A 21,264-nucleotide genomic window follows, 5' to 3' on the forward strand; every position below is an offset into this window, starting at 1 on the left:
GCGGAGGGGGCCGGGGTGAGGGTCGCGTACGACTCCAGGGCGTTGGTCAGCACGGGGACCAGGAGCTCCTTGCCCTCCACGTCGCCGTACTGGAAGTAGACGGGGAACAGGCTGCCGGGAACGGTGTCGAGGCCCGTCATCGTCACCGCCTGCTCGGCGGTCGGGCCGATGTCGTTCCGGCCGGGGACGAGCTCGAGCTCGCCGTCGGTACGGCCCTCGCTCGACTCGTACTGCACCTCGAGCGTCTCGGTGTCGGCGGAGTCGTTGACGATCGTGACGACGAGAGTGCCCTCCTCGCCGTCGTTCGACACGATGAACGCGTTGCGGAGGGCGAGATCGCCGATGGTCGCTCCGACTCCGTCGCTCGGGTCGTAGATGTTGCGGGTCGCCTGGGGGGCGACGAGGTTGCAGCCGGCGGTTGCGAGGGCGACGCCGACCGCGAGAACGACGGATGCAGCGATACGCGCCTTCACGGGTTCCTCCAGATCGTCGGCCCTGCTCGCCCCGGACAGGGCGTCTTCACGGTGCACGAGCCGACTCCAGATTAGCGTAGCGACCCCTCCGCGCCGGTCCGACCGAGGGGGTCCTCACTCGCGCAGACCCCCTGGTACTCTGACCGCCGGCGACCGCCGGAGGAAGGACGTGCCCGATGACCCCTCTCTCCGCGTCGGCCCCCACCGTCGCCGTCGTGATCGTCGCGGCGGGCAGCGGCACCCGGCTCGGACGGGAGCGCCCCAAGGCCTACGTCGACTGCGCGGGCCGGACGATCCTCGAGCGCAGCCTCCGCACGGTCCTCACGCTCTCCGAGCCCGTCGAGATCGTCGTCGTGGCGCCGGCGGAGCTCGTCGACGAGACCGTCGCGCTCTGCCGCAGCGCCTCGGGCTCCGACGGCATCGCGGTCACGGCCGGAGGGGCGACCCGTCAGGAGTCGGTGTCCCGCGGCCTGGCGCTGCTCGGACCCTCGATCGACACGGTGCTCGTGCACGACGCAGCGCGCGCCCTCACTCCCGTCGGCCAGTTCGAGCGGGTCGTCGCGGCCGTCCGCTCGACCGGGGGAGGGGTCGTCCCCGGCCTGCCCGTCACGGACACGATCAAGCGCATCGAGGCCGACGGCGCGATCCTCGAGACGGTCGACCGCTCGCTGCTGGCCGCCGTGCAGACCCCGCAGGGCTTCCCGCGCGCACTGCTCGACGCCGCGTACGCGGCGGCCGGGACGGAGCACACGGACGACGCGGCGCTCCTCGCGGCGCACGGGCACGGATCCGTCGTCGTCGCGGGCGACCCGCTCGCCTTCAAGATCACCACGCCGTGGGACCTCTCGCGGGCGGAGCAGCTCCTCGCCCCGCCGGCGCCCGTCGCTCCTCCGCGGGTCGGCATCGGCACCGACGTGCACGCCTTCGACGACGAGTCGCCGCTCTGGCTCGCGGGGCTCCACTGGCCCGGGGAGCGGGGCCTGTCCGGCCACAGCGACGGGGATCCGGTCGCGCACGCGATCTGCGACGCGCTGCTGGCGGCCGCGGGCCTCGGCGACATCGGCTCCCGCTTCGGCACCTCCGACCCGCGGTTCGCGAACGCGCACGGCGAGGTGTTCCTCGTCGCGACGCGCGATCTCGTCGAGGCGGCGGGGTTCATCATCGGCAACGTGTCGGTGCAGCTCATCGGCAACCGCCCGAAGTTCTCGCCGCGCCGGGACGAGGCGCAGCAGCTGCTCTCGGGGCTGCTCGGCGCCCCGGTGAGCGTGGCCGCCACCACGTCGGACGCCCTCGGCTTCACCGGCCGGGGCGAGGGAGTGGCGGCGACCGCCGCCGCACTCGTGCTCCCCGCCCCGTCAGCGCGCTGATCCGCGGCCCGGCCGGAGGCGGCGCGCCCGGTAAACTCGCCCCGTGACTCTGCGACTGCACGACTCGAAGGCCCAGGCCCTCGTCGATTTCGTCCCCCTCCGTGCGAACGAGGTCGGGATGTACGTCTGCGGACCCACCGTGCAGTCCTCCCCGCACATCGGGCACCTGCGCTCGGCCCTGGTCTACGACCAGCTGCGGCGCTGGCTCCGCTACCGCGGGTTCCACGTCACCCTCGTGCGCAACGTCACCGACATCGACGACAAGATCCTCGCGATCGCCGAGGAGTCGCGCCGCGCCGCGCCCGAGGGGGCGCCGTCGGAGCAGTGGTGGGCCCTCGCCTACCGCGTCGAGCTCGAGTTCACGGCGGCCTACAACGCCCTCGGCATCCTCGCTCCCACCTACGAGCCGCGCGCCACGGCGAGCATCGCCGAGATGATCGGGCTCGTGCAGCGCCTCATCGAGCTGGGCCACGCGTACCCCGCGCCCGACGAGTCCGGCGACGTCTACTTCGACACCCGCTCCTGGCCCGACTACGGTGCGCTCACCCACCAGCGCCTCGAGAGCATGGAGGCCGCGACCGACGCGGACCCGCGCGGCAAGCGCGACCCCCACGATTTCGCCCTCTGGAAGGGCATGAAGCCCGACGAGCCCGAGTCGGCGTCCTGGGCCTCGCCGTGGGGCCGGGGCCGCCCGGGCTGGCACATCGAGTGCTCGGCGATGTCGACGAAGTACCTCGGCACGCAGTTCGACATCCACGGCGGCGGCCTCGACCTCCGCTTCCCGCACCACGAGAACGAGCTCGCCCAGTCCAGCGCGGCGGGGCACGCCTTCGCCTCCTACTGGCTGCACAACGGCCTCGTCTCGGTGACCGGGCAGAAGATGAGCAAGTCGCTCGGCAACTCCGTCTTCGCGTCCGAGCTCCTGGACGCCGCGCGACCGCTGGTCGTCCGGTACTACCTCGGCTCGGCGCACTACCGCTCGACGCTCGAGTTCCACGACGGGGCGCTCGACGAGGCCGAGGCCGCTCTCGAGCGGATCGAGGGCTTCCTCGACCGGTCGCGCCGACGCCTGGAGGGCACCCGTTTCGCGACCCTCGGCGAGCCGCTCGTGCCCGAGGAGTTCGCCGAGGCGATGGACGACGACCTGTCGGTCCCGCAGGCCGTCGGCGTCCTGCACGAGACCGTCCGGGCCGGCAACGCCGCTCTCGACGCCGAGGATCTGGGCACCGTCGCGGCGCTGCGCACGCAGGTCCTCGCCATGGCGTCGGTGCTCGGCATCGACCCGGAGGCGCCCGAGTGGGCGCGCTCCGACGACGAGCCCTCCTACCGGGCTCTGAGCGTCCTCGTCGACCGTCTGGTCCTCGAGCGCCAGTCCGCGCGGGAGCAGCGCGACTGGGCGGCCGCCGACCGCATCCGAACCGATCTCGCTGCGGCGGGAATCACGATCGAAGACACCCAGACGGGTGCGCATTGGAGTCTCGATGGCGAATAAGCCCGGCCGCCCAGGAGCGGTCCGAAAGAAGAGCAAGGGCAAGGCCGTCGGTTCCGGCGGTCAGGGTCGTCAGGCCCTCGAGGGCAAGAAGCCCACGCCGAAGGCGGAGGACCGCCCCTACCACCCCGCTGGCAAGGCGAAGGCGGCGCGCGAGCGCTTCGTCGCCGCCGGCGGCAAGGGGCGTCCCGGCAGCACGCTGTCGGCGGCCGCCCGAGGGGGAGCGGGCCGCCCCGCTCCGTCGCGCAGGCCCAAGAGCGGCGACGAGTCCGAGATGGTCACGGGGCGCAACTCCGTTCTCGAGGCGCTGCGGGCGAAGATCCCCGCGACGACGCTCTACGTGGCGACCCGCATCGAGATGGACGACCGGGTCAAGGAGGCGCTCAAGCTCGCCACCGCGCGCGGCCTGCCCGTCCTCGAGGTCATGCGCCCCGAGCTCGACCGGCTCGCCGGCCCCGACTCGGTGCACCAGGGCCTCGTGCTCAAGGTGCCGCCGTACGAGTACGCCCACCCGAGCGATCTGCTGCAGCGCAGCATCTCCCGCGCGCAGGTCCCGCTGTTCGTCGCTCTCGACGGCATCACCGATCCCCGCAATCTCGGCGCGATCATCCGCTCGGTCGCCGCGTTCGGCGGCCAGGGCGTCATCGTGCCGCAGCGCCGCTCGGTGGGTCTGAACTCGGCCGCGTGGAAGACCTCGGCCGGAGCCGCGGCCCGCGTCCCCGTCGCCATGGCGTCGAACCTGACCGCCATGATCAAGGACTTCAAGCGCGACGGCGTCTTCGTCATCGGACTCGACGGCGGCGGCGACACCGTGCTTCCGGGGCTCGAGCTGGCCGACCGGCCCCTGCTCGTGCTCGTCGGCAGCGAGGGCAAGGGGCTGTCCCGCCTCGTCACCGAGCAGTGCGACGCGATCGTCTCGATCCCGATCAGCTCGGCGGCGGAGTCGCTGAACGCGGGCATCGCGGCGTCCGTCGCGCTCTACGAGATCTCGAAGCTCCGCGCCTCGACCGAGTAGCGAGGGCCCCGGCACGGCGATCTGCGGCGTTGTCGTCGGGCGCGAACAACGAAGGGCCCGTGCGGATCACTCCGCACGGGCCCTTCCTCGGTCCGGGTCAGACGTTCTTCGTCCAGTCGACCTCGGCGTCCTCGTCGGTCAGCTCGGCGTCGCCCGCCTCGTCGATCACCAGGTTGGGGAGCGTCAACGCCTCGGTGGGCGGGGCGATGATCGTCGCCTCGTCGCGGCGGTGGCGCAGGATGTCGTTCACGTACGCGGTGACCGCCTCGGCGAGCGGCACGTCGCGCGCCTGCTGCTGCGACATGAACCAGCGGTGCTCCAGCAGCTGGTGGAACATCTCCGCCGGCTCCAGACGCCCCTTCAGATCGCGCGGGATCGAGCGGATCACCGGCTCGAAGACCTGGGCCAGCCACTCGTGCGCCACCATCTCCTCGTCCAGACCCTGCTTGCCGTAGGTCGCGGTGTACGAGTCGAGGTCGTTGAGGAGCCGCCGCGCCTGGTTCTCCTGGGCGTCGAGCCCGGTCAGGCGGAGCAGCCGGCGCTGGTGGTGCCCGGCGTCGACGACCTTCGGCTGGATCCGCACCGTCGATCCGGCGTCGTCGGTCTTGATCGCGAGCTCCTCGATGTCGAAGCCCAGGTCGTTCAGGCGGTTCACCCGGTCGTTGATCCGCCAGCGCTCGGAGGTGGCGAACGACTCGACGCCGGTCAGCTCCTTCCAGAGGCTGCGGTACGCCGCGACGATGCCGTCCGACACGGTGATCGGGTCGAGGTCCTCGTCCACGCGGCCGCCCGCCTCGAGGTCGAGCAGCTCGCCGGCGATGTTCACTCGGGCGATCTCGAGGTCGTTCTCGCGCTGGCCGTTCGAGAGCCCGCCCGAGTAGAGCTGACCCGTCTCGGCGTCGACCAGGTAGGCGGCGAACGCGCCGGCGTCGCGCCGGAACAGCGTGTTCGAGAGCGACACGTCGCCCCAGAAGAAGCCGATCACGTGCAGGCGGACGAGCAGGAGGGCGAGGGCGTCGACGAGGCGGGTCGCCGTGTCGGGCCGCAGCGTCTGCGAGAAGAGCGCCCGGTAGGGGAGCGAGAACTTGAGGTGGCGCGTCACCAGTACGGCGGGCAGCTCACCGCCCTCGTCGTCCGTGCGGTTCGCGATGACGGCTCCCGGCACCACGCAGGGCACGTCGAGGCGCTGGAGTGTCTTCAGCATCTCGTACTCGCGACGGGCCATCTCGGCGGTCGTCTCCTTGACGGCGACGACGTGTCCCGAGAGGTGGGCGAAGCGCACCGTGTGCCGCGAGATGCCCTTGGGCAGGGCGGCGATGTAGGCGTCGGGCCAGTCGTCGAGGCGCAGGTTCCACGGGAGGTCGAGGAGGGCGGGGTCGACGGTGGCGGAGGTGATGTTCAGGGATCCGGACATGGAGCGCCGTTCGTGTCGGAAGTCGGGCGGTGGAGGAGCGGTAACGAACGCTGCCGCCGTCCCGGAGGAGACGGCGGCAGCGTGTGCGCGGGAGCGGGGCCTTAGGAGAGGCGCTCGCCCGACTCCGCGTCGAAGATGTGCACGCGGTGGTTCGCGGTCACGTAGACGCGGTCGCCCGCGGTGGGGTGCACGCGGCCGTCGACGCGCGCGACGATGTCGGTGCGGCGTCCCTCGACCTCGGTGTGGCCGTAGAGGTAACCGTCCGACCCGAGCTCCTCGATGAGGTCGACCTCGATGGGGAGGCCGCCGGGCTGCGTCGAGACGGTGACGTCCTCGGGGCGCACGCCGAGCGTGACGACCTTCTGGCTCGTCTTCGCGAGCGCCTCGCGGGCGATCGGGAGGACCGTGTCGCCGAACTTGACTCCGCCGTCGGTGACATCGGCGTGGAACAGATTCATCGCGGGCGAGCCGATGAAGCCGGCCACGAAGACGTTGTTCGGGTTCTCGTACAGGTCGCGCGGGCTGCCGACCTGCTGGAGGAGGCCGTCCTTGAGGACCGCGATGCGGTCGCCCATGGTGAGCGCCTCGGTCTGGTCGTGGGTGACGTAGACCGTGGTGATGCCCAGGCGGCGCTGGAGGGTGCCGATCTGAGTGCGGGTCTGGACGCGGAGCTTGGCGTCGAGGTTCGACAGCGGCTCGTCCATGAGGAACACCTGCGGCTTGCGGACGATGGCGCGGCCCATCGCCACGCGCTGACGTTGACCTCCGGACAGGGCCTTCGGCTTGCGGTTGAGGTAGGGCTCGAGGTCGAGCATCTTCGCGGCCTCGAGGACCCGCGCGGCGCGCTCGTCCTTGTTGATGCCGGCGATCTTGAGCGCGAAGCCCATGTTCTCGGCGACCGACATGTGCGGGTACAGCGCGTAGTTCTGGAACACCATCGCGATGTCGCGGTCCTTCGGCGGAACGTCCGTGACGTTGCGGTCGCCGATGAGGATGCGGCCCTCGTTGACCTCTTCGAGGCCGGCGAGCATGCGCAGGGAGGTGGACTTGCCGCAGCCGGAGGGCCCGACGAGGACGAGGAACTCGCCGTCGCCGACCTCGAGGTTCAGCTTGTCGACGGAGGCACGCGTGGCCCCGGGGTAGACGCGGGACGCGTGGTCATAGGTTACGGACGCCATTGTTCTTGCTCCTTCACCGGCAGGTACGTGCCGGACGATCCGAGTGAATGGAATTGATGATGGTCATCGTCGTGTGGACGACGGCGGCCAACCGTCACAGTATGCCACGCGCCCGAGCGGCGCCACCGCGGCCGCTCCTCACTGCTCGCGGTCCCGGCGCCTGCCCGCCGTTTGGGGGATTCCCAGGGCTCGCGCGTAGGATTCCGGCGTCGCGACCCGGCGACGTTTTCCCCCTCTCTTTCTCGGAGTGTCCTTGTCATGACCAACGGCGGAGCCAACGACCGTCTCTCGAAGAATCAGCGTCGAGAGGCAGCGAGGGAGAAGGCCCGACGACTCCGCGAGCAGCAGAAGCGCCGCGATCGCGCCGGCCGCCTCCTCCTGCAGGGTGGGCTCGCCGTCGCCGTGATCGCCGTCGTGGCGATCGTGGCCCTGGTGCTCGTGCCGAACCTCCGCCCGGCCGAGGTGGGCCCCGGTCCGGCGAACATGGCCAGCGACGGCCTCGTCGTGGGCGAGGGCCTGGTCGCTCAGACCTCCGACCCCATCCCCGCCAGCGGCACCCCCAGCCCGAGCGACCTCGACACCTCGACGGGCACCGTCGACATCCGCGTCTACGTCGACTACCTGTGCCCCTACTGCGGCCAGTTCGAGACGACCAACGGCGAGCAGATCCAGGAGTGGGTCGAGAGCGGGGCCGCGACCGTCGAGATCCACCCGATCGCGATCCTGACCACGCGCTCCAACGGCACGAAGTACTCGGAGCGCGCCGCGAACGCCGCCGCCTGCGTCGCCGACAGCTCTCCCGACTCCTTCTTCGACTTCAACGCGCTGCTCTTCGAGAACCAGCCCGCCGAGGGCACCGACGGCCTGTCCGACAAGCAGCTCAAGGGCTACGCGGCCGACGCCGGAGTCGAGGACACGGCCGCCGTCGACTCCTGCATCGACGACGGCTCCTTCACGAGCTGGGTGCAGGCCGCGACCGAGCGGGCGACCGCGGGACCGCTGCCGGGCACCGAGGTCGAGAAGGTCTCGGGCACCCCGACCGTCCTCGTGAACGGCGAGGCGTACACCGGCTCCCTCACCGACCCGGAGGCGTTCAGCTCGTTCGTGCTCGCCTCGGCGGCCGACACCTACTCCTCGGCGTCGCCCACTCCGACGCCCGCGAGCTGACGCTCAGCGAGCACTGACGAAGGGGCGCGTCCGGAGGATCCGGGCGCGCCCCTTCGTCGTCGTGCGCGTCGTGAAGAGGCGCGTTCCACGTGCGGCGAGCTCGCCGACCCGGACTCCCGATCAGCGGGACGACCACGGAGTGCGTCGGAGCGGAGCACGGCCCCGATCCGACGCGCGGGTGGGCTCGAAAACTGCGGAGCCGACGACGGGACTCGAACCCGTAACCGCCCGATTACAAGTCGGGTGCGCTACCAATTGCGCCACGTCGGCAGGTGCCCGGAGGCACGCGGACACACTATCGCGGGCGCCGCGCCGGGGAGGCGGGGCGCCCGCGGGCGTCAGGGTGCGAGGACGCTGAGGTGCTTCTCGGCCGGCGTCGGCCGCTTGGGCCCGCCGATCTTGCCGTCGGGACGCCCGACGTACAGCCAGCCCAGGAGCTCCTCGCCCTTCTCGAGGCGGTGCGCCTTGCGGACGGCCTTGGAGCGCGTGTAGGAGCCGGTGCGCCAGAACACGCCCCACCCCGCCTCGTCCAGCAGCAGGCTCAGGAGGTGCGCGACGCCCGAGGCGACGGCCTCCTGCTCCCAGTCCGGCACGCTGGACTTCTTCGTGCTCACCACGACGGCGAGCAGGAGCGAGGCGCGGTGCGTCTTCTCGATGTACTTGCGCGGGTCCTTCTTCGACCCGGACGCCGCCGCGAAGGCGCGGCCGATGCGGTCGCGCGCCGCTCCACGGATCTCGATGACCCGCCAGGGGCGCAGCGAGCTGTGGTCGGCGAGGCGCGACGCCGCCTGGACGTACGTCGCGATCTCGGCGTGCCCCGGCGCCTCAGCCGTCACCTTCGACCGCGAGCGCCGGGCGAGGACGGCGTCGAGCACCGGAGTGGGCACCGTCACTCGCTCTCGGCCTGGAACTCGAGCGCGATCGAGTTCATGCAGTAGCGGTCGCCGGTCGGCGTGCCGAAGCCGTCGGGGAACACGTGGCCGAGGTGCGAGCCGCAGTTGGCGCAGCGCACCTCGGTGCGCACCATGCCGAGGGTGCTGTCCTCGATCAGCTGGACCGCGTCCGGGTTCACGGACTCGTAGAAGCTGGGCCAGCCGCAGCCGGAGTCGAACTTGGTGCCGCTCTGGAAGAGCTCCGCGTGGCAGGCGGCACAGGTGTAGAGGCCGGAGCGGTGCTCGTCGAGCAGCTCGCCCGTCCACGGACGCTCGGTGGCGGCTTCGCGCAGGACCGCGTACTGCTCGCGGTCGAGCTCCTCGCGCCACTGGGCGTCGGTCTTGTTCACGGAATACGACGACATGGGTCTCCCTAGGATTCCTCGCAAGTTTACGGGGGAGGGGGTGCTCCCCTCCTCTCGTAAACTCTCCGCCGTGCAGGCGCATTCCGTGATCTCCAAGGCGTGGAGCGAACTCACGATCGAGGAGGTCCACTCGTTCGCGAGGCTCCGGACCGACGTGTTCCTCCGCGAGCAGGGAGTGGACGACGAGGAGCTCGACGCGCGCGATCTCGAGCCGACCACGCGCCACTGGTGGATCGCGGACGAGCGGGGCACCGCGGCGTACCTCCGCACCCTCCGCGACGAGGAGCCGGAGCACGCCGATGCGCACCGGATCATCGGACGCGTCGTGACGCGCGCGGACCGGCGCGGCGAGGGACTCGCCCACGCCCTGGTGCAGGCGGTCGTCGAGCGCTACGGGCAGGAGGCGATGCTCCTGCACGCGCAGACGTACGTCGCAGGGCTCTACGCGCGCTCGGGGTTCGCGGCGTTCGGCGAGGAGTACCGGGAGGCGGGCATCGCCCACGTGAGCATGTATCGGAGCGCCTCCCCGGTGCGGGCGGGCGGCGTGCCTACGCTGGAGGGATGAGCGGGACGACGGGAACGACGCGGGGCGCGGGCGCGACCCTCTCGGACCGGGACCGCGAGGTCCTCGCCTTCGAGCGCGAGTGGACGTCGCGCTCGGGCGACAAGGAGGACGCGATCCGGTCCAGGTTCGGCCTGTCGGTCGCCCGCTACTATCAGGTCCTCGGCGCGGTCCTCGCCTCTCCGGCGGCCCTCGCTCACGACCCGATGCTCGTCAACCGCCTCCTGCGCATCCGCGACGGACGCTCCGGTGCCCGCGCGGCACGACGCCTCGGGCGCCCCGAGTAGACCCGCTGCTCGAGCACACCGCAACGGAAGGCCGGCCCCGACCCGATGTCGAACACGCACCCCAAGGACCGCTTCGACGAGATCCCGGCGATGGAGGGGCGCGTCGGAGCGCACCGTCGGCCTCCTGCCCCGCACGCGCGCCTCGTGGCCTTCGCCTGGGCGGCGCTGGCCACGGGGGTCATCGTGCTCCTGGGATTCATCGGCCTCCTCGTGATCGACAACCGCGTCCAGTTCAACGACGTCTTCACCGCCCCCACGGGCATCGCGGACGCGTCGGCGTCGCCCTCCGCGACTCCGACCCTCGATCCGGCGCTGCAGATCGCCGTGCTGAACGGGACGGCGACCGCGGGGCTCGCCGCGAGCGCGGGCGACCAGCTGACGACGGCCGGATGGACGGTGCCGACGGTCGCGAACGCGAACTCCGAGGATCAGGCCGTCACGACCGTGTACTACAGCGATGCCGCGCTCGAGGGCGCGGCGCTGGGCCTCGTCGACTCGCTCGGCGTCGGCGCGATCGTGCAGGGGGACGAGTTCGTCGAGACCGGCGATCTGGTCGTCGTCCTCGGCGCTGACTACCCCGTCGACTGAGACCCCTCCGGGCTCCTGGAGCCGATTCATCCTCGCGTTGGAGGGGGCGTTCTGTTTCCGGCACGTTTAATCCGTGTTGAATCGCGGACAACTCTTTCCCGAACGCCCGTTCCGGCCGTTTCCGGCGTCATTCCGCGGATTAGTATCTCGAATCGGAGGCACTAGCGCATCGCTGGTGTCGAGGGCAGCACAGCACTTTGGGAGTGGAAATGGCGAACGGAACCGTCAAGTGGTTCAACGCTGAGAAGGGCTACGGCTTCATCACGGTCGACGAGGGCGGACAGGACGTGTTCGTCCACTACTCCGCGATCGACATGTCGGGCTACAAGGTCCTCGAGGAGGGCCAGCACGTCGCCTTCGAGGTCGGCAGCGGATCGAAGGGACCCCAGGCGGAATCGGTGCGCGTGGTCTGATCCGCGCGCCCGTCGGAGGAGCCGTCGTCCGCCTCGAGCGGACGGCGGCTCCTGTCGTTCCGCCCCGTGTCGCGTCGCTTGCACTCGTCACCCGTGAGTGCCAGAATCGCTCTTGGCACTCGGTTCATCCGAGTGCCAGGAATGAAACTTTCTTGACGTCCGGGAGGGACGAGAAACACACATGGCCAAGATCATTGCTTTTGACGAAGAAGCCCGCCGCGGCCTCGAGCGTGGACTCAACACTCTGGCCGACGCGGTCAAGGTGACCCTCGGCCCGCGCGGCCGCAACGTCGTGCTCGAGAAGAAGTGGGGCGCCCCCACCATCACGAACGACGGCGTCTCGATCGCCAAGGAGATCGAGCTCGACGAGCCGTACGAGAAGATCGGCGCCGAGCTCGTCAAGGAGGTCGCCAAGAAGACCGACGACGTCGCCGGCGACGGAACCACCACCGCGACCGTGCTCGCTCAGGCGCTCGTGCGCGAAGGCCTGCGCAACGTCGCGGCCGGCGCCGACCCGATCACCCTGAAGAAGGGCATCGAGAAGGCCGTCAAGGCCGTCACCGCCGAGCTCATCGCCGGCGCGAAGGCCATCGAGACCAAGGACGAGATCGCGGCGACCGCCTCCATCTCGGCGGCGGACCCCGAGATCGGCGCGATCATCGCCGAGGCGATCGACAAGGTCGGCAAGGAGGGAGTCGTCACCGTCGAGGAGTCGAACACCTTCGGCACCGAGCTCGAGCTGACCGAGGGCATGCGCTTCGACAAGGGCTACCTGTCGCAGTACTTCGTGACCGACCCCGACCGCCAGGAGGCGGTGTTCGAGGACCCCTACATCCTCATCGTCAACTCCAAGGTCTCGAACATCAAGGACCTCCTGCCCGTCGTCGACAAGGTGATCCAGGCCGGCAAGCAGCTCCTGATCATCGCCGAGGACGTCGACGGAGAGGCGCTGGCGACTCTGGTCGTCAACAAGATCCGCGGCATCTTCAAGTCCGTCGCCGTCAAGGCCCCGGGCTTCGGAGACCGTCGCAAGGCGCAGCTCCAGGACATCGCGATCCTCACCGGCGGCCAGGTCATCTCCGAGGAGGTCGGCCTCAAGCTCGAGAACGTCACCCTCGACCTGCTCGGCTCGGCCCGCAAGGTCGTCATCACCAAGGACGAGACCACCATCGTCGAGGGCTCCGGCGACGCCGAGGCCATCGCCGGTCGCGTCGCGCAGATCCGCGCCGAGATCGAGAACACCGACAGCGACTACGACCGCGAGAAGCTCCAGGAGCGCCTCGCGAAGCTCGCCGGCGGTGTCGCGGTCATCAAGGCCGGAGCGGCGACCGAGGTCGAGCTCAAGGAGCGCAAGCACCGCATCGAGGACGCCGTCCGCAACGCGAAGGCCGCCGTCGAGGAGGGCATCGTCGCCGGTGGTGGCGTCGCCCTCATCCAGGCCGGCAAGCTCGCCTTCGACAAGCTCGAGCTCACCGGAGACGAGGCGACCGGCGCGAACATCGTCAAGGTCGCCATCGAGGCCCCGCTCAAGCAGATCGCGCTGAACGCCGGTCTCGAGCCCGGTGTCGTCGCCGCCAAGGTCCGCGAGCTGCCCACCGGACACGGCCTCAACGCCGCGACCGGCGAGTACGTCGACCTGATCGCCGCCGGCATCATCGACCCGGTCAAGGTCACCCGCTCCGCTCTGCAGAACGCGGCGTCCATCGCCGGCCTCTTCCTCACCACCGAGGTCGTCGTCGCCGACAAGCCCGAGAAGAACCCGGTCCCGGCCGGCGACCCCACGGGCGGCATGGACTTCTAGCCCGACCCGCACCACACGCTGAAGGCGGTTCCCCTCCGGGGGAGCCGCCTTCTGCGCGTCCGGGCCCGTCGCCGATCGCAGGCTTCCGCCGATCGCAGCCGACCGCCGGCCGGAGGAGCGCACCGCTCGCTCGGAGTGGTGCGGCCCGTCCGGTGTCGCGCTCAGGAGCCGAAGAGCCGCGCGTTCGCCTGCTCCGTGTCCTCGTACTGCTGCGCGGCGGTGCCGAGGGCGAGGGTGATGGTCGAGAGCCCCTCGTCGACCTGCGCCTGCGTCGCCCGCCAGACGCCGACCACCCCCTGGAACGCGCTCGACGCCTGGCCCTGCCAGGACGCCTCCAGCCCGGTCAGCTGGGCGAGCAGCCCGGAGACCTCCGTCTGGATGCGGTCCATGTAGCCGTGGGCGGTGCCGGTCATGGTGGTGAGCGCGTCGATGTCGGTCTGGTAGCGGGTCATGGGTGGGTCCTCTCGTTCCGGTCGGCGCCGGTCGGCGCGTGCGAGAACGGTAGGCCCGAGGGCGGTGATCGCGGAGGCGGTCAGACCGAGGCTGGGGAGGACTCGCCGTTCGGGCCGACGGTGAGGAGAGGCAGGGCGACGCGGAACGTCGCGCCTCCGCCCGGGGTCTCCACGACGTCGACGCGGCCCTTGTGGGCGCTGACGATGGAGGAGACGATCGCGAGGCCCAGTCCGCTGCCGCCGGTCTCGCGGGTGCGCGACGTGTCGGCACGCCAGAAGCGCTGGAAGATCTTCTCGCGGATCTGCGGCGGGATGCCCTCGCCGTGGTCGATGACCTCGAGGAACGCCACGCGGCGGGGGCGGTCGACGGCGACGCCGATCTCGATCGGAGTGTCCTCGGGCGTGTACCGCACCGCGTTGCCGATGAGGTTGGTGAGCACCTGGCGGATCTTGTTCTCCTCCGCCATCACGAGCGCGGGAACGCCCGCCTCCTCCGGGGCGGCCTCGGCGGTGCCCGCTGCGATCTCCTCCGCTTTGACGACGCGGCGGGGGCGGCGGCGCAGACGCGCGAGCCGGGCGCTCGCGGCCGCGATCGGACCGGTGAGGCCCGCTGCGGCGGTCTGCATCGGCTGGGTCGCGCCGTCGGCGGGCTCGTCCTCGTCGAGGGCGGGGGGCTCGATCGGAGTGTCGTCGCGGGTCTCGACGCCGAAGTCGCGGTCGGGCCACGAGGCCATGGCGTCCATCGCGGCGTCGCGGGCGAGCGGCATGAGGTCGACGGGCGCCAGGGCGAGCGGCTTGGTCTCGTCGAGGCGAGCCAGCTCGAGGAGGTCCTCCACGAGGCCGCCCATGCGGATCGCCTCCTTCTCGATGCGCTCCATCGCCTGGCCGACGGCCTCGGGCGTCTGCAGCGCGCCCATCCGGTACAGCTCGGCGTAGCCGCGGACCGAGACGAGGGGAGTGCGCAGCTCGTGGCTCGCGTCGCCGACGAAGCGCCGCATCTGGTCGATGGTGCGCGCCCGATCGCGGAACGCGGTGTCGATGCGCCCGAGCATCGCGTTCAGGGAGCGGTTCAGACGCCCGACCTCGGTGTTCGGGGTGGTGCCGTCCAGGCGCTGGCTGAAGTCGCCGTCGGCGATCGCCGCGGCGGTGCGCTCGACCTCGCGCAGCGGGGCGAAGGTGGTGGTCACGAGCAGGCGCGTGAGCAGCGCCCCGATGACGACGATCGCGACTCCGAAGCCGAGGAAGATCGTCAGGTAGAGCGTCATGATGTAGTCGACGTTCCGGGTCGACGTCGCCAGGAGCAGCGTCTCGATCTGGTTGCCCTGCGAGTACGTCGTCGCGACGAAGTGGTACTCGATCTTGCCGTTCTCGCTCAGGACGTGCTGGACCTTGTCCGTCATCTTGAGCGCCTGCTCGATGGTGAATGTCTCGGGGAAGACGGGGTCGGTCGGACCGGCCGCCGTCGTGTCTCCGCGGTTGCCGAGCGCGTCGTAGACGGCCCCGACGTAGTCCGCGTCGTCGTCGTCGAGACCCGCCTCGCCGATCGCGCTCAGGGAGTCGGCGACGGCCTGCGCCTTGAGCGTCAGATTGCGGTCGAGCTGCGAGATGAGCTGCGGCTTGAGCATCGTCATGGTGCCGATTCCCGACACCAGGAGTCCGAGGGTCAGCAGCAGCACGGTCACCGCGGTGATCTTCGTGCGCAGCGAGATGGAGTTCCACCGCTCGGCCAGGGTCTGGTGCATGGCGGTGGGACTCCCTCGATGGCGGAACGGCGGCCGCCCCTCGAAGGGACGGCCGCCGGGCTGCGGAGCCTCGGGCTCCGCGACGTGGATCGGACGGGAGGCTAGGCCTTCGCGACCTTCAGCATGTATCCGAATCCTCGCTTGGTCTGGATGAGCGATTCCTCGGAATGCGTGTCGAGCTTACGTCGGAGGTACGAGATGTAGGACTCGACGATGCCCGCATCGCCGTTGAAGTCGTACTCCCAGACGTGGTCGAGGATCTGCGCCTTGCTGAGCACCCGGTTGGGGTTGAGCATCAGGTAGCGCAGGAGCTTGAACTCGGTCGGGCTGAGCTCGACGGGCTCGTCGCCGACGAGGACCTCGTGGGTGTCCTGGTCCATGGTGAGCTCGCCGGCGCGGATGACGGCGTCCTCCTCCGCGTGCATCGTGCGGCGGAGGATCGCCTTGATGCGCGCGACGATCTCGTCGAGGCTGAACGGCTTGGTGACGTAGTCGTCGCCGCCGACGGTGAGGCCGGTGATCTTGTCCTCGGTGTCGTCCTTCGCGGTGAGGAACAGGATGGGCGAGGTGTATCCGGCGGAGCGCAGTCGCTTCGTGACGCCGAACCCGTTCATGTCGGGGAGCATGACGTCGAGGATGATCAGATCGGGCTCCTCCTCGAGGACGGCCGAGATGGCCTGCGCGCCGTTCCCCACCGCGCGCACGGCGAAGCCGGCGAAGCGGAGGCTCGTGGTGAGCAGGTCTCTGATGTTGGGCTCGTCGTCGACGATGAGAATGCGGGGTCCGTCCATGAGGACATCTTCTGCGCGTTGGCTGAACAGAGTCTGGGAGCGAAGTGGTGGATCGCTCGGCGCCGCCCTCGCGCCCGCGATGTCAGGAGGCGCGGCGGCGGCGCACTCCGACGACGAGCATCGCGATCATCATGAGGAACGCGATGGGAAGGCCCACGAGGGGGATCGCGAAGACGAACTGCCACAGCGGGCCCTCGTACTCGCGCAGCCCCGTCGCGGGAGCGATCAGGATGGCGAGGAACGCCAGCACCGTCACGACGATGATCGCGATGAACATGTAGGCGAGGGTGCGCTCGGCGCGTCCGATGCCCGCGGGCGGCTGTGGCTTCACGCGTCAAGGATAGGCCGAGCCGGGGAGCCTCTAAACTGGTGGCTGCTTCGATTCCAGGAGGGGTTCTGCATGCCTACCGGCAAGGTCAAGTTCTACGACGAGGAGAAGGGCTTCGGCTTCATCAGCACTGATGACGGCCAGGAGGTCTTCCTGCACGCTTCCGCGCTGCCCTCGGGGACCGCGGTGAAGCCCGGCACGCGACTCGAGTTCGGCATCGCCGACGGCAAGCGCGGGGCGCAGGCCCTGTCGGCCCGCGTCCTCGAGGCCCCCGTCAGCATGGTCAAGATGAACCGCAAGTCGGCGGACGACATGTCGGTGATCGTCGAGGACACCGTCAAGCTGCTCGACGGGATCGGCACGGGCCTCAAGCGCGGTCGCTACCCCGACAAGGCTCACGGACGCAAGATCGCGGCCCTGCTGCGCAAGGTCGCGGACGAGCTGGATGCCTGACGCCGACGAGACGACCGGCGACCCCGCGTCGCAGGAGGGGCAGGAGTCCCTCCTCCTTCCGGGCGGCGCCGAGGCGGACGCGGCAGCTGCGCCCGCTGCGGAGGAGGTCTCCGACCAGCCTCTCGAAGGATCCGACGTCGGCTCCGATGAGCGTGCCGCCGCGGCACCCGAGCAGGCCGAGCGGTCGGCGGACGACGCCGACGCGCAGGGCGAGCTCGGGGAGGCGCCCCAGCAGGTCGAGGTGACGGAGTCGGACGAGGCGACGGAGTCGGACGAGGCGACGGAGTCGGACGAGGTGCTCGAGCAGACCGCGACGACCGGCGAGGAGGGTGCCTCCGAGGATCTCGGCGGCCCGGAGCCGGCCGCTGCGGCGGACGAGCTCGGAGACCTGGAGCGGGGCGCCGCGGCGGACGAGGCCGCGGACGAGGTCGCACCCGAGCCCGTGTACGAGCTCGACCCGGTGCTCGCGGCGTCGGAGGACCGGGCCCGCGAGGCGCTCGCCGACATCGCTCCCGTCGACACGATCGGTCCGCTGGTGGCGACGCTCGCCCAGGGCGAGCACGTCGTCTCGCTCCAGTTCGCCAACCTCATGCGCGGCTATCCGGGATGGCTCTGGACCGCGACGCTCTCGCGCATCGACGAGACCGAGGACGTCAACGTCCTCGAGGTCGAGCTGCTGCCCGGTGAGGGCGCTGTCCTGGCTCCCGACTGGGTCCCGTGGACCGACCGCCTCGCCGACTACCGCGCCGCGCAGGACGCAGCCGGCGAGGAGCTGGAGGACGTGGACGACGACGACGAGGCGTCCGACGACGAGGACTCCGACGCGGAGGACGAGTTCGACGACCAGGTCGTGCTCGACGACGACGAGGACTCCGACGATGACGACTCGGCCGATGAGGACTCGGATGACGACGATTCGGACGACGACGACTCGGACGACGACCATTCCGACGACGACGACTCGGATGATGACGATGACGACGACGACGACGACGATGACGACGACCGGGACGACGACGACCGCTGAGCCGGCGTCCCTGGCGCGCATCGCGGGGGAGGGGGCGGCGTGATCCACTCCGACACGCTCGTCTCCTACCCCGCTGGTGCCACCTCCTCCGAGGGTGCGATCGTGCACCTCGACGTGCGGGAGGACGGCCGCTGGGTCGTCGTCCTCGACGAGACGGCCGCGCACCCGATCGATCCCACCTGGCCGGACCAGGGTGCCGACGTGGGCGCCCTCGTCGCGGAGGGCCTGCGCTACCGGATCCTGGACTCCCGGATCGCGGCGTGGGACGGCACGGCGCTGCATCTCGGCGACCGTCTTCCAGTGCGCCTCGGGACCGAGGGGTGGAGCTTCGTCGTCGCGCACCTCGTCGCCGACGCGTCGGCGCTCGCCGAGGGTCAGCGGGTCCGCGTCGAGATCGACCCCGCCGAGCGGCTCTCGCTGTCGCGGGGCCACACCGCGTGCCACCTGGCATCGCTCGCGCTCAACGCCGCCCTCGCCGACTTCTGGAGCAAGCCGGTCCGCACCGACTCGCTCGGCAGCGCCGACTTCGATCAGGCGGCGATCGCGTCGTCCCTCATCCGGCCCTCGGGGTCGACGGACGTGTACCGGCTGGGCAAGTCGCTGCGCCGCAGTGGATTCGACACGGCCCGGCTGCAGGAGGCGCTGCCCGAGCTGACGGAGCGGATCGACGAGCTGCTCGCCGAGTGGATCGGCAGCGACGCGGACGTCCGGATCGAGAGGGACGACGCGAGCCTGAGCGCGCGGCGCACCTGGCGGTGCGATCTGCCCGCCGGTGAGGCGTCGATCCCGTGCGGCGGGACGCACGTGACCCGGCTGTCGGAGCTCGGGAGCGTCACCGTGGAACTCGCGATCGATCCGATCGAGGCGACGCTCACGATGGAGACGGACGCCGCCTGAGCCCTCAGTGCCGATTGCGGCTGTAGAAGAGGCCGATCGTGCCGAGCACGACGCCGATCACGACGGTCGACAGCACCAGCGGAGGGACGTCCCCTCCGAGCGCGGACGCCACGAGCACGCCGATCAGCGCCGCCAGCCAGATCAGGCAGCCGACGAGCAGCGCCCGGGCGTCGTCGCTCGGGTAGGGCGGAGGACTCGGTCGGCGCTCCTCCTCGCGGAGCCACAGCCTCATCCTCCGCACCCGCTCAGTCGGCCAGGCGCTCGATGACGTGGTCGATGCAGTTCAGCAGCGACCGGACGTCGTCCGGCTCGATGGCGGTGAAGGTGGCGATGCGGAGCTGGTTGCGTCCGAGCTTGCGGTAGGGCTCCGTGTCGACGATGCCGTTCGCCCGGAGGATCTTCGCGATGAGCGCCGCGTCGATCGAGGCGTCGAAGTCGATCGTGGCGACGACCTGCGAGCGGTGCTCGGGGACCTCGACGAACGGGGTCGCGACCGGCGAGGCGGTGGCCCAGTCGTAGATGGCGGAGGAGGACTCGGCGGTGCGGGCCGAGGCCCAGGCGAGGCCGCCGTTGCCGTTCATCCAGTCGAGCTGCGACTCCATCAGCAGGAGGGTCGCGAGGGCCGGCGTGTTCAGCGTCTGGTTCAGGCGCGAGTTGTCGACCGCGTTCTTCAGGCTCAGGAACTCGGGGATGTAGCGGCCGCTCGACGCGATGCGCTCGACGCGCTCGATCGCGGCGGGCGAGAAGAGGCCGAACCAGAGGCCGCCGTCGCTCGCGAAGTTCTTCTGGGGGGCGAAGTAGTAGACGTCGGCCTGCGAGGAGTCGAAGTCGATGCCGCCGGCGGCGCTCGTCGCGTCGATGACGGTCAGGGCGCCCTCGTCGCCGTGGACCCGCGTCACGGGCGCCATGACTCCGGTCGAGGTCTCGTTGTGGGGCCAGGCGTAGACGTCGACGCCCTCCAGCACCTCCACCTCGCTGCGCGAGCCGGCGGGCGCCGAGATCACGTGCGCGGGCTCGAGGAACGGCGCGGAGGCGGCCTTCGCGAACTTCTGGCCGAACTCGCCGAAGGTGAGGTTCTCGGCGCGGCGCTCGATGAGCGAGAAGGCGGCCGAGTCCCAGAAGGCGGTCGAGCCGCCGTTGCCGAGGAGGACCTCGTAGCCCTCGGGCACGTCGAACAGCGTCGAGAGGTGCTCGCGCACCCGGCCGACGAGGTTCTTGACCGGGGCCTGCCGGTGGGACGTGCCGAGGAGGTGGGCGCCCTCGGTCGCGAGATGCGCGAGCTGGTCGTGCCGCACCTTGGACGGGCCGCAGCCGAATCGTCCGTCGTGGGGGAGGAGCTCGCGAGGAATGGTGACGTCCGGCATGCGTTAATACTAGGGTTCCCGGCTCGCCCCCTCCTTCGAGTGACGAAGGCCTGGTGCCGTACGCCTCGCGGATGTCGCGACACGGTGCCCAGTAAGGTTGAGCGCGCCGAGACGGGAAGGCTGAGATGACGGATCTGATCGACACGACCGAGATGTACCTGCGGACCATTCTGGAGCTGGAGGAGGAGAACATCATCCCCCTCCGCGCCCGCATCTCGGAGCGTCTGAGCCACTCGGGACCGACCGTCTCGCAGACCGTCGGGCGCATGGAGCGCGACGGCCTCGTCGTCGTCTCGGGCGACCGCCACCTCGAGCTCACCTCCGACGGCCGCCGCAAGGCGATCCACGTCATGCGCAAGCACCGCCTCGCCGAGCGCCTCCTCCACGACGTCATCAAGCTCGACTGGGAGTTCGTGCACGAGGAGGCCTGCCGCTGGGAGCACGTCATGAGCGAGCAGGTCGAGCGCCGCCTCCTCGAGATGCTCGACCACCCGACGGAGTCGCCGTACGGCAACCCGATCCCCGGGCTCGACGAGCTGGGCGACAGCCCCGCGTCGCGCTTCGCGGACGGCGTGATCAGCCTGCCGCGCTTCGTCGCGGGCTCGACCGAGCCCAAGCGCGGAGTAGTCCGACGCCTCGGCGAGCCGGCGCAGGTCGACCCGGAGCTGCTGCTGCAGCTCAAGCAGGCGGGCGTCATGCCGGGTGCCGAGGGCGAGTTCTCGGCGCTGAACGGCTACGTCCTGGTGCGCATCGACGGCGCGGAGGCGGGCATCGAGCTCCCCACCGAGGTCGCGGCGCACATCTTCCTCGTCGTCTGATCGGGCTCGTATCCGGGCGATCCTGACCGGACGCTGGGCGGACTCCTAGCGCATCCCGAGTCGAGCCGAGGCTCGTTCGGAGGATCCGGTGCCGCCGAATGGTGACAAATCGGTAACGGTCGCTTACGCTCTGGGGAGCCCTGCATCCGAACCTCGGTTCCAGGGCGCGGAATCCGACGTCCCCCTGCCCGTCTCGGACCACCGTGAACATCGATGCTTCGTGCATGAGACGGGACAGCTGCCTGGGCTGACGGGACGCGGAGGTCCATCCCCTTGGCCGAGAACGACACCCCCGGAACCCCCGACCGGTACCGCTCCACCCACCCGAACAGCCCCCGCAG

24 protein-coding genes and 1 tRNA gene are annotated in these 21,264 nt (G+C 70.6%); 13 read left to right on the forward strand and 12 right to left on the reverse strand.

The window, feature by feature from the left end:
* The coding region (locus NB037_RS13690; RefSeq protein WP_251946599.1) for a hypothetical protein at positions 1 to 473 on the reverse strand (473 nt) is incomplete at its 3' end.
* A gap of 176 nt (positions 474 to 649) precedes the next feature.
* Between NB037_RS13690 and ispD the strand changes: the two genes are divergently transcribed.
* Genes ispD through rlmB form a run of 3 tightly spaced genes read left to right on the forward strand, consistent with a single transcriptional unit; the run spans position 650 to position 4,344 of the window.
* The gene (ispD, locus tag NB037_RS13695; RefSeq protein WP_251946602.1) at positions 650 to 1,840 is read left to right on the forward strand and encodes a 2-C-methyl-D-erythritol 4-phosphate cytidylyltransferase; all 1,191 of its coding nucleotides are present in this window, start codon (positions 650 to 652) and stop codon (positions 1,838 to 1,840) included.
* Positions 1,841 to 1,883: 43 nt separating this feature from the next.
* Entirely contained in the window at positions 1,884 to 3,332 is a 1,449-nt protein-coding gene (gene cysS, locus NB037_RS13700; protein WP_251946604.1) for a cysteine--tRNA ligase, read from the forward strand.
* Positions 3,322 to 4,344 carry a 23S rRNA (guanosine(2251)-2'-O)-methyltransferase RlmB gene (rlmB, locus tag NB037_RS13705; RefSeq protein WP_251946606.1) on the forward strand — a complete coding sequence of 341 codons (1,023 nt, stop codon included), beginning with the start codon at positions 3,322 to 3,324 and terminating at the stop codon, positions 4,342 to 4,344. The genes cysS and rlmB overlap by 11 nt, the downstream gene beginning before the upstream one ends.
* 97 nt (positions 4,345 to 4,441) lie before the next feature.
* Here the strand turns inward: rlmB and NB037_RS13710 are convergent, their stop codons facing one another.
* Both NB037_RS13710 and NB037_RS13715 read right to left on the reverse strand, forming a co-directional pair.
* Positions 4,442 to 5,758 carry a DUF4032 domain-containing protein gene (locus tag NB037_RS13710; protein WP_207405897.1) on the reverse strand — a complete coding sequence of 439 codons (1,317 nt, stop codon included), beginning with the start codon at positions 5,756 to 5,758 and terminating at the stop codon, positions 4,442 to 4,444.
* A gap of 101 nt (positions 5,759 to 5,859) precedes the next feature.
* Entirely contained in the window at positions 5,860 to 6,936 is a 1,077-nt protein-coding gene (locus NB037_RS13715; RefSeq protein ID WP_207405899.1) for an ABC transporter ATP-binding protein, read from the reverse strand.
* A 258-nt stretch (positions 6,937 to 7,194) separates the two neighbouring features.
* Between NB037_RS13715 and NB037_RS13720 the strand changes: the two genes are divergently transcribed.
* Positions 7,195 to 8,103 carry a DsbA family protein gene (locus NB037_RS13720; RefSeq protein WP_251946608.1) on the forward strand — a complete coding sequence of 303 codons (909 nt, stop codon included), beginning with the start codon at positions 7,195 to 7,197 and terminating at the stop codon, positions 8,101 to 8,103.
* Positions 8,104 to 8,300: 197 nt separating this feature from the next.
* Here NB037_RS13720 and NB037_RS13725 read toward each other — a convergent pair.
* The 3 genes from NB037_RS13725 to msrB form a co-directional block, all read right to left on the reverse strand.
* Positions 8,301 to 8,373, reverse strand: a tRNA-Thr gene (locus NB037_RS13725).
* 68 nt (positions 8,374 to 8,441) lie between these two features.
* Positions 8,442 to 8,990: a nitroreductase family protein gene (locus NB037_RS13730; protein ID WP_251946610.1), complete on the reverse strand. Its 549-nt coding sequence runs from the start codon at positions 8,988 to 8,990 to the stop codon at positions 8,442 to 8,444.
* 2 nt (positions 8,991 to 8,992) lie between these two features.
* Positions 8,993 to 9,400: a peptide-methionine (R)-S-oxide reductase MsrB gene (gene msrB, locus NB037_RS13735; protein ID WP_207405905.1), complete on the reverse strand. Its 408-nt coding sequence runs from the start codon at positions 9,398 to 9,400 to the stop codon at positions 8,993 to 8,995.
* 70 nt (positions 9,401 to 9,470) lie between these two features.
* On the opposite strand from msrB, the gene NB037_RS13740 reads away from it, so the two are divergent.
* From NB037_RS13740 to groL, 5 genes are all read left to right on the forward strand, one after another.
* Complete coding sequence (locus NB037_RS13740; RefSeq protein ID WP_251946612.1) at positions 9,471 to 9,965, forward strand: GNAT family N-acetyltransferase; 495 nt, start codon at positions 9,471 to 9,473, stop codon at positions 9,963 to 9,965.
* Positions 9,962 to 10,249, forward strand: coding sequence for a DUF3263 domain-containing protein (locus NB037_RS13745; protein WP_207405908.1), 288 nt, complete (start codon positions 9,962 to 9,964; stop codon positions 10,247 to 10,249). Before NB037_RS13740 ends, NB037_RS13745 begins: the two co-directional genes overlap by 4 nt.
* Positions 10,250 to 10,294: 45 nt before the next feature.
* Positions 10,295 to 10,837, forward strand: a complete 543-nt coding sequence (locus NB037_RS13750; protein ID WP_251946614.1) for a LytR C-terminal domain-containing protein — start codon at positions 10,295 to 10,297, stop codon at positions 10,835 to 10,837.
* Positions 10,838 to 11,046: 209 nt separating this feature from the next.
* On the forward strand, positions 11,047 to 11,250 hold the full coding sequence (locus NB037_RS13755; protein WP_207405912.1) for a cold-shock protein: 204 nt from the start codon (positions 11,047 to 11,049) through the stop codon (positions 11,248 to 11,250).
* Positions 11,251 to 11,431: 181 nt separating this feature from the next.
* Positions 11,432 to 13,051, forward strand: a complete 1,620-nt coding sequence (gene groL / locus NB037_RS13760; RefSeq protein ID WP_207405914.1) for a chaperonin GroEL — start codon at positions 11,432 to 11,434, stop codon at positions 13,049 to 13,051.
* A 161-nt stretch (positions 13,052 to 13,212) separates the two neighbouring features.
* Here groL and NB037_RS13765 read toward each other — a convergent pair whose 3' ends face one another.
* The 4 genes from NB037_RS13765 to NB037_RS13780 all read right to left on the reverse strand — a co-directional run bounded on the left by NB037_RS13765 (position 13,213) and on the right by NB037_RS13780 (position 16,367).
* Positions 13,213 to 13,503 carry a WXG100 family type VII secretion target gene (locus NB037_RS13765; protein ID WP_251946616.1) on the reverse strand — a complete coding sequence of 97 codons (291 nt, stop codon included), beginning with the start codon at positions 13,501 to 13,503 and terminating at the stop codon, positions 13,213 to 13,215.
* A gap of 80 nt (positions 13,504 to 13,583) precedes the next feature.
* Positions 13,584 to 15,245 (reverse strand): sensor histidine kinase, encoded by a 1,662-nt coding sequence (locus NB037_RS13770; RefSeq protein WP_251946618.1) that lies wholly within the window; start codon positions 15,243 to 15,245, stop codon positions 13,584 to 13,586.
* A gap of 101 nt (positions 15,246 to 15,346) precedes the next feature.
* A complete protein-coding gene (locus NB037_RS13775) occupies positions 15,347 to 16,036 on the reverse strand; it encodes a response regulator transcription factor (protein WP_055787731.1) in 690 nt (229 codons plus the stop codon).
* Positions 16,037 to 16,118: 82 nt separating this feature from the next.
* On the reverse strand, positions 16,119 to 16,367 hold the full coding sequence (locus tag NB037_RS13780; protein ID WP_251946620.1) for a hypothetical protein: 249 nt from the start codon (positions 16,365 to 16,367) through the stop codon (positions 16,119 to 16,121).
* Between the two features lie 69 nt (positions 16,368 to 16,436).
* On the opposite strand from NB037_RS13780, the gene NB037_RS13785 reads away from it, so the two are divergent.
* From NB037_RS13785 to NB037_RS13795, 3 genes are read left to right on the forward strand one after another with little or no spacing between them, the layout of a single operon-like run.
* Entirely contained in the window at positions 16,437 to 16,817 is a 381-nt protein-coding gene (locus tag NB037_RS13785; protein WP_251946622.1) for a cold-shock protein, read from the forward strand.
* Positions 16,810 to 17,844, forward strand: a complete 1,035-nt coding sequence (locus NB037_RS13790) for a DUF3027 domain-containing protein (RefSeq protein WP_251946623.1) — start codon at positions 16,810 to 16,812, stop codon at positions 17,842 to 17,844. The genes NB037_RS13785 and NB037_RS13790 overlap by 8 nt, the downstream gene beginning before the upstream one ends.
* A gap of 39 nt (positions 17,845 to 17,883) precedes the next feature.
* Positions 17,884 to 18,741 carry an alanyl-tRNA editing protein gene (locus tag NB037_RS13795; protein ID WP_251946625.1) on the forward strand — a complete coding sequence of 286 codons (858 nt, stop codon included), beginning with the start codon at positions 17,884 to 17,886 and terminating at the stop codon, positions 18,739 to 18,741.
* A gap of 4 nt (positions 18,742 to 18,745) precedes the next feature.
* Here the strand turns inward: NB037_RS13795 and NB037_RS13800 are convergent, their stop codons facing one another.
* Both NB037_RS13800 and serC read right to left on the reverse strand, forming a co-directional pair.
* A complete protein-coding gene (locus tag NB037_RS13800; protein ID WP_251946626.1) occupies positions 18,746 to 18,973 on the reverse strand; it encodes a DUF2530 domain-containing protein in 228 nt (75 codons plus the stop codon).
* Between the two features lie 13 nt (positions 18,974 to 18,986).
* Positions 18,987 to 20,105, reverse strand: a complete 1,119-nt coding sequence (serC, locus tag NB037_RS13805; RefSeq protein ID WP_251946628.1) for a phosphoserine transaminase — start codon at positions 20,103 to 20,105, stop codon at positions 18,987 to 18,989.
* Between the two features lie 125 nt (positions 20,106 to 20,230).
* Between serC and NB037_RS13810 the strand changes: the two genes are divergently transcribed.
* A complete protein-coding gene (locus tag NB037_RS13810) occupies positions 20,231 to 20,923 on the forward strand; it encodes an iron-dependent transcriptional repressor DtxR (RefSeq protein ID WP_251946630.1) in 693 nt (230 codons plus the stop codon).
* The last annotated feature ends 341 nt before the right edge of the window (positions 20,924 to 21,264 follow it).

The organism is Rathayibacter rubneri (assembly GCF_023743255.1).
GTDB classification, from domain to species: Bacteria; Actinomycetota; Actinomycetes; order Actinomycetales; family Microbacteriaceae; genus Rathayibacter; species Rathayibacter rubneri.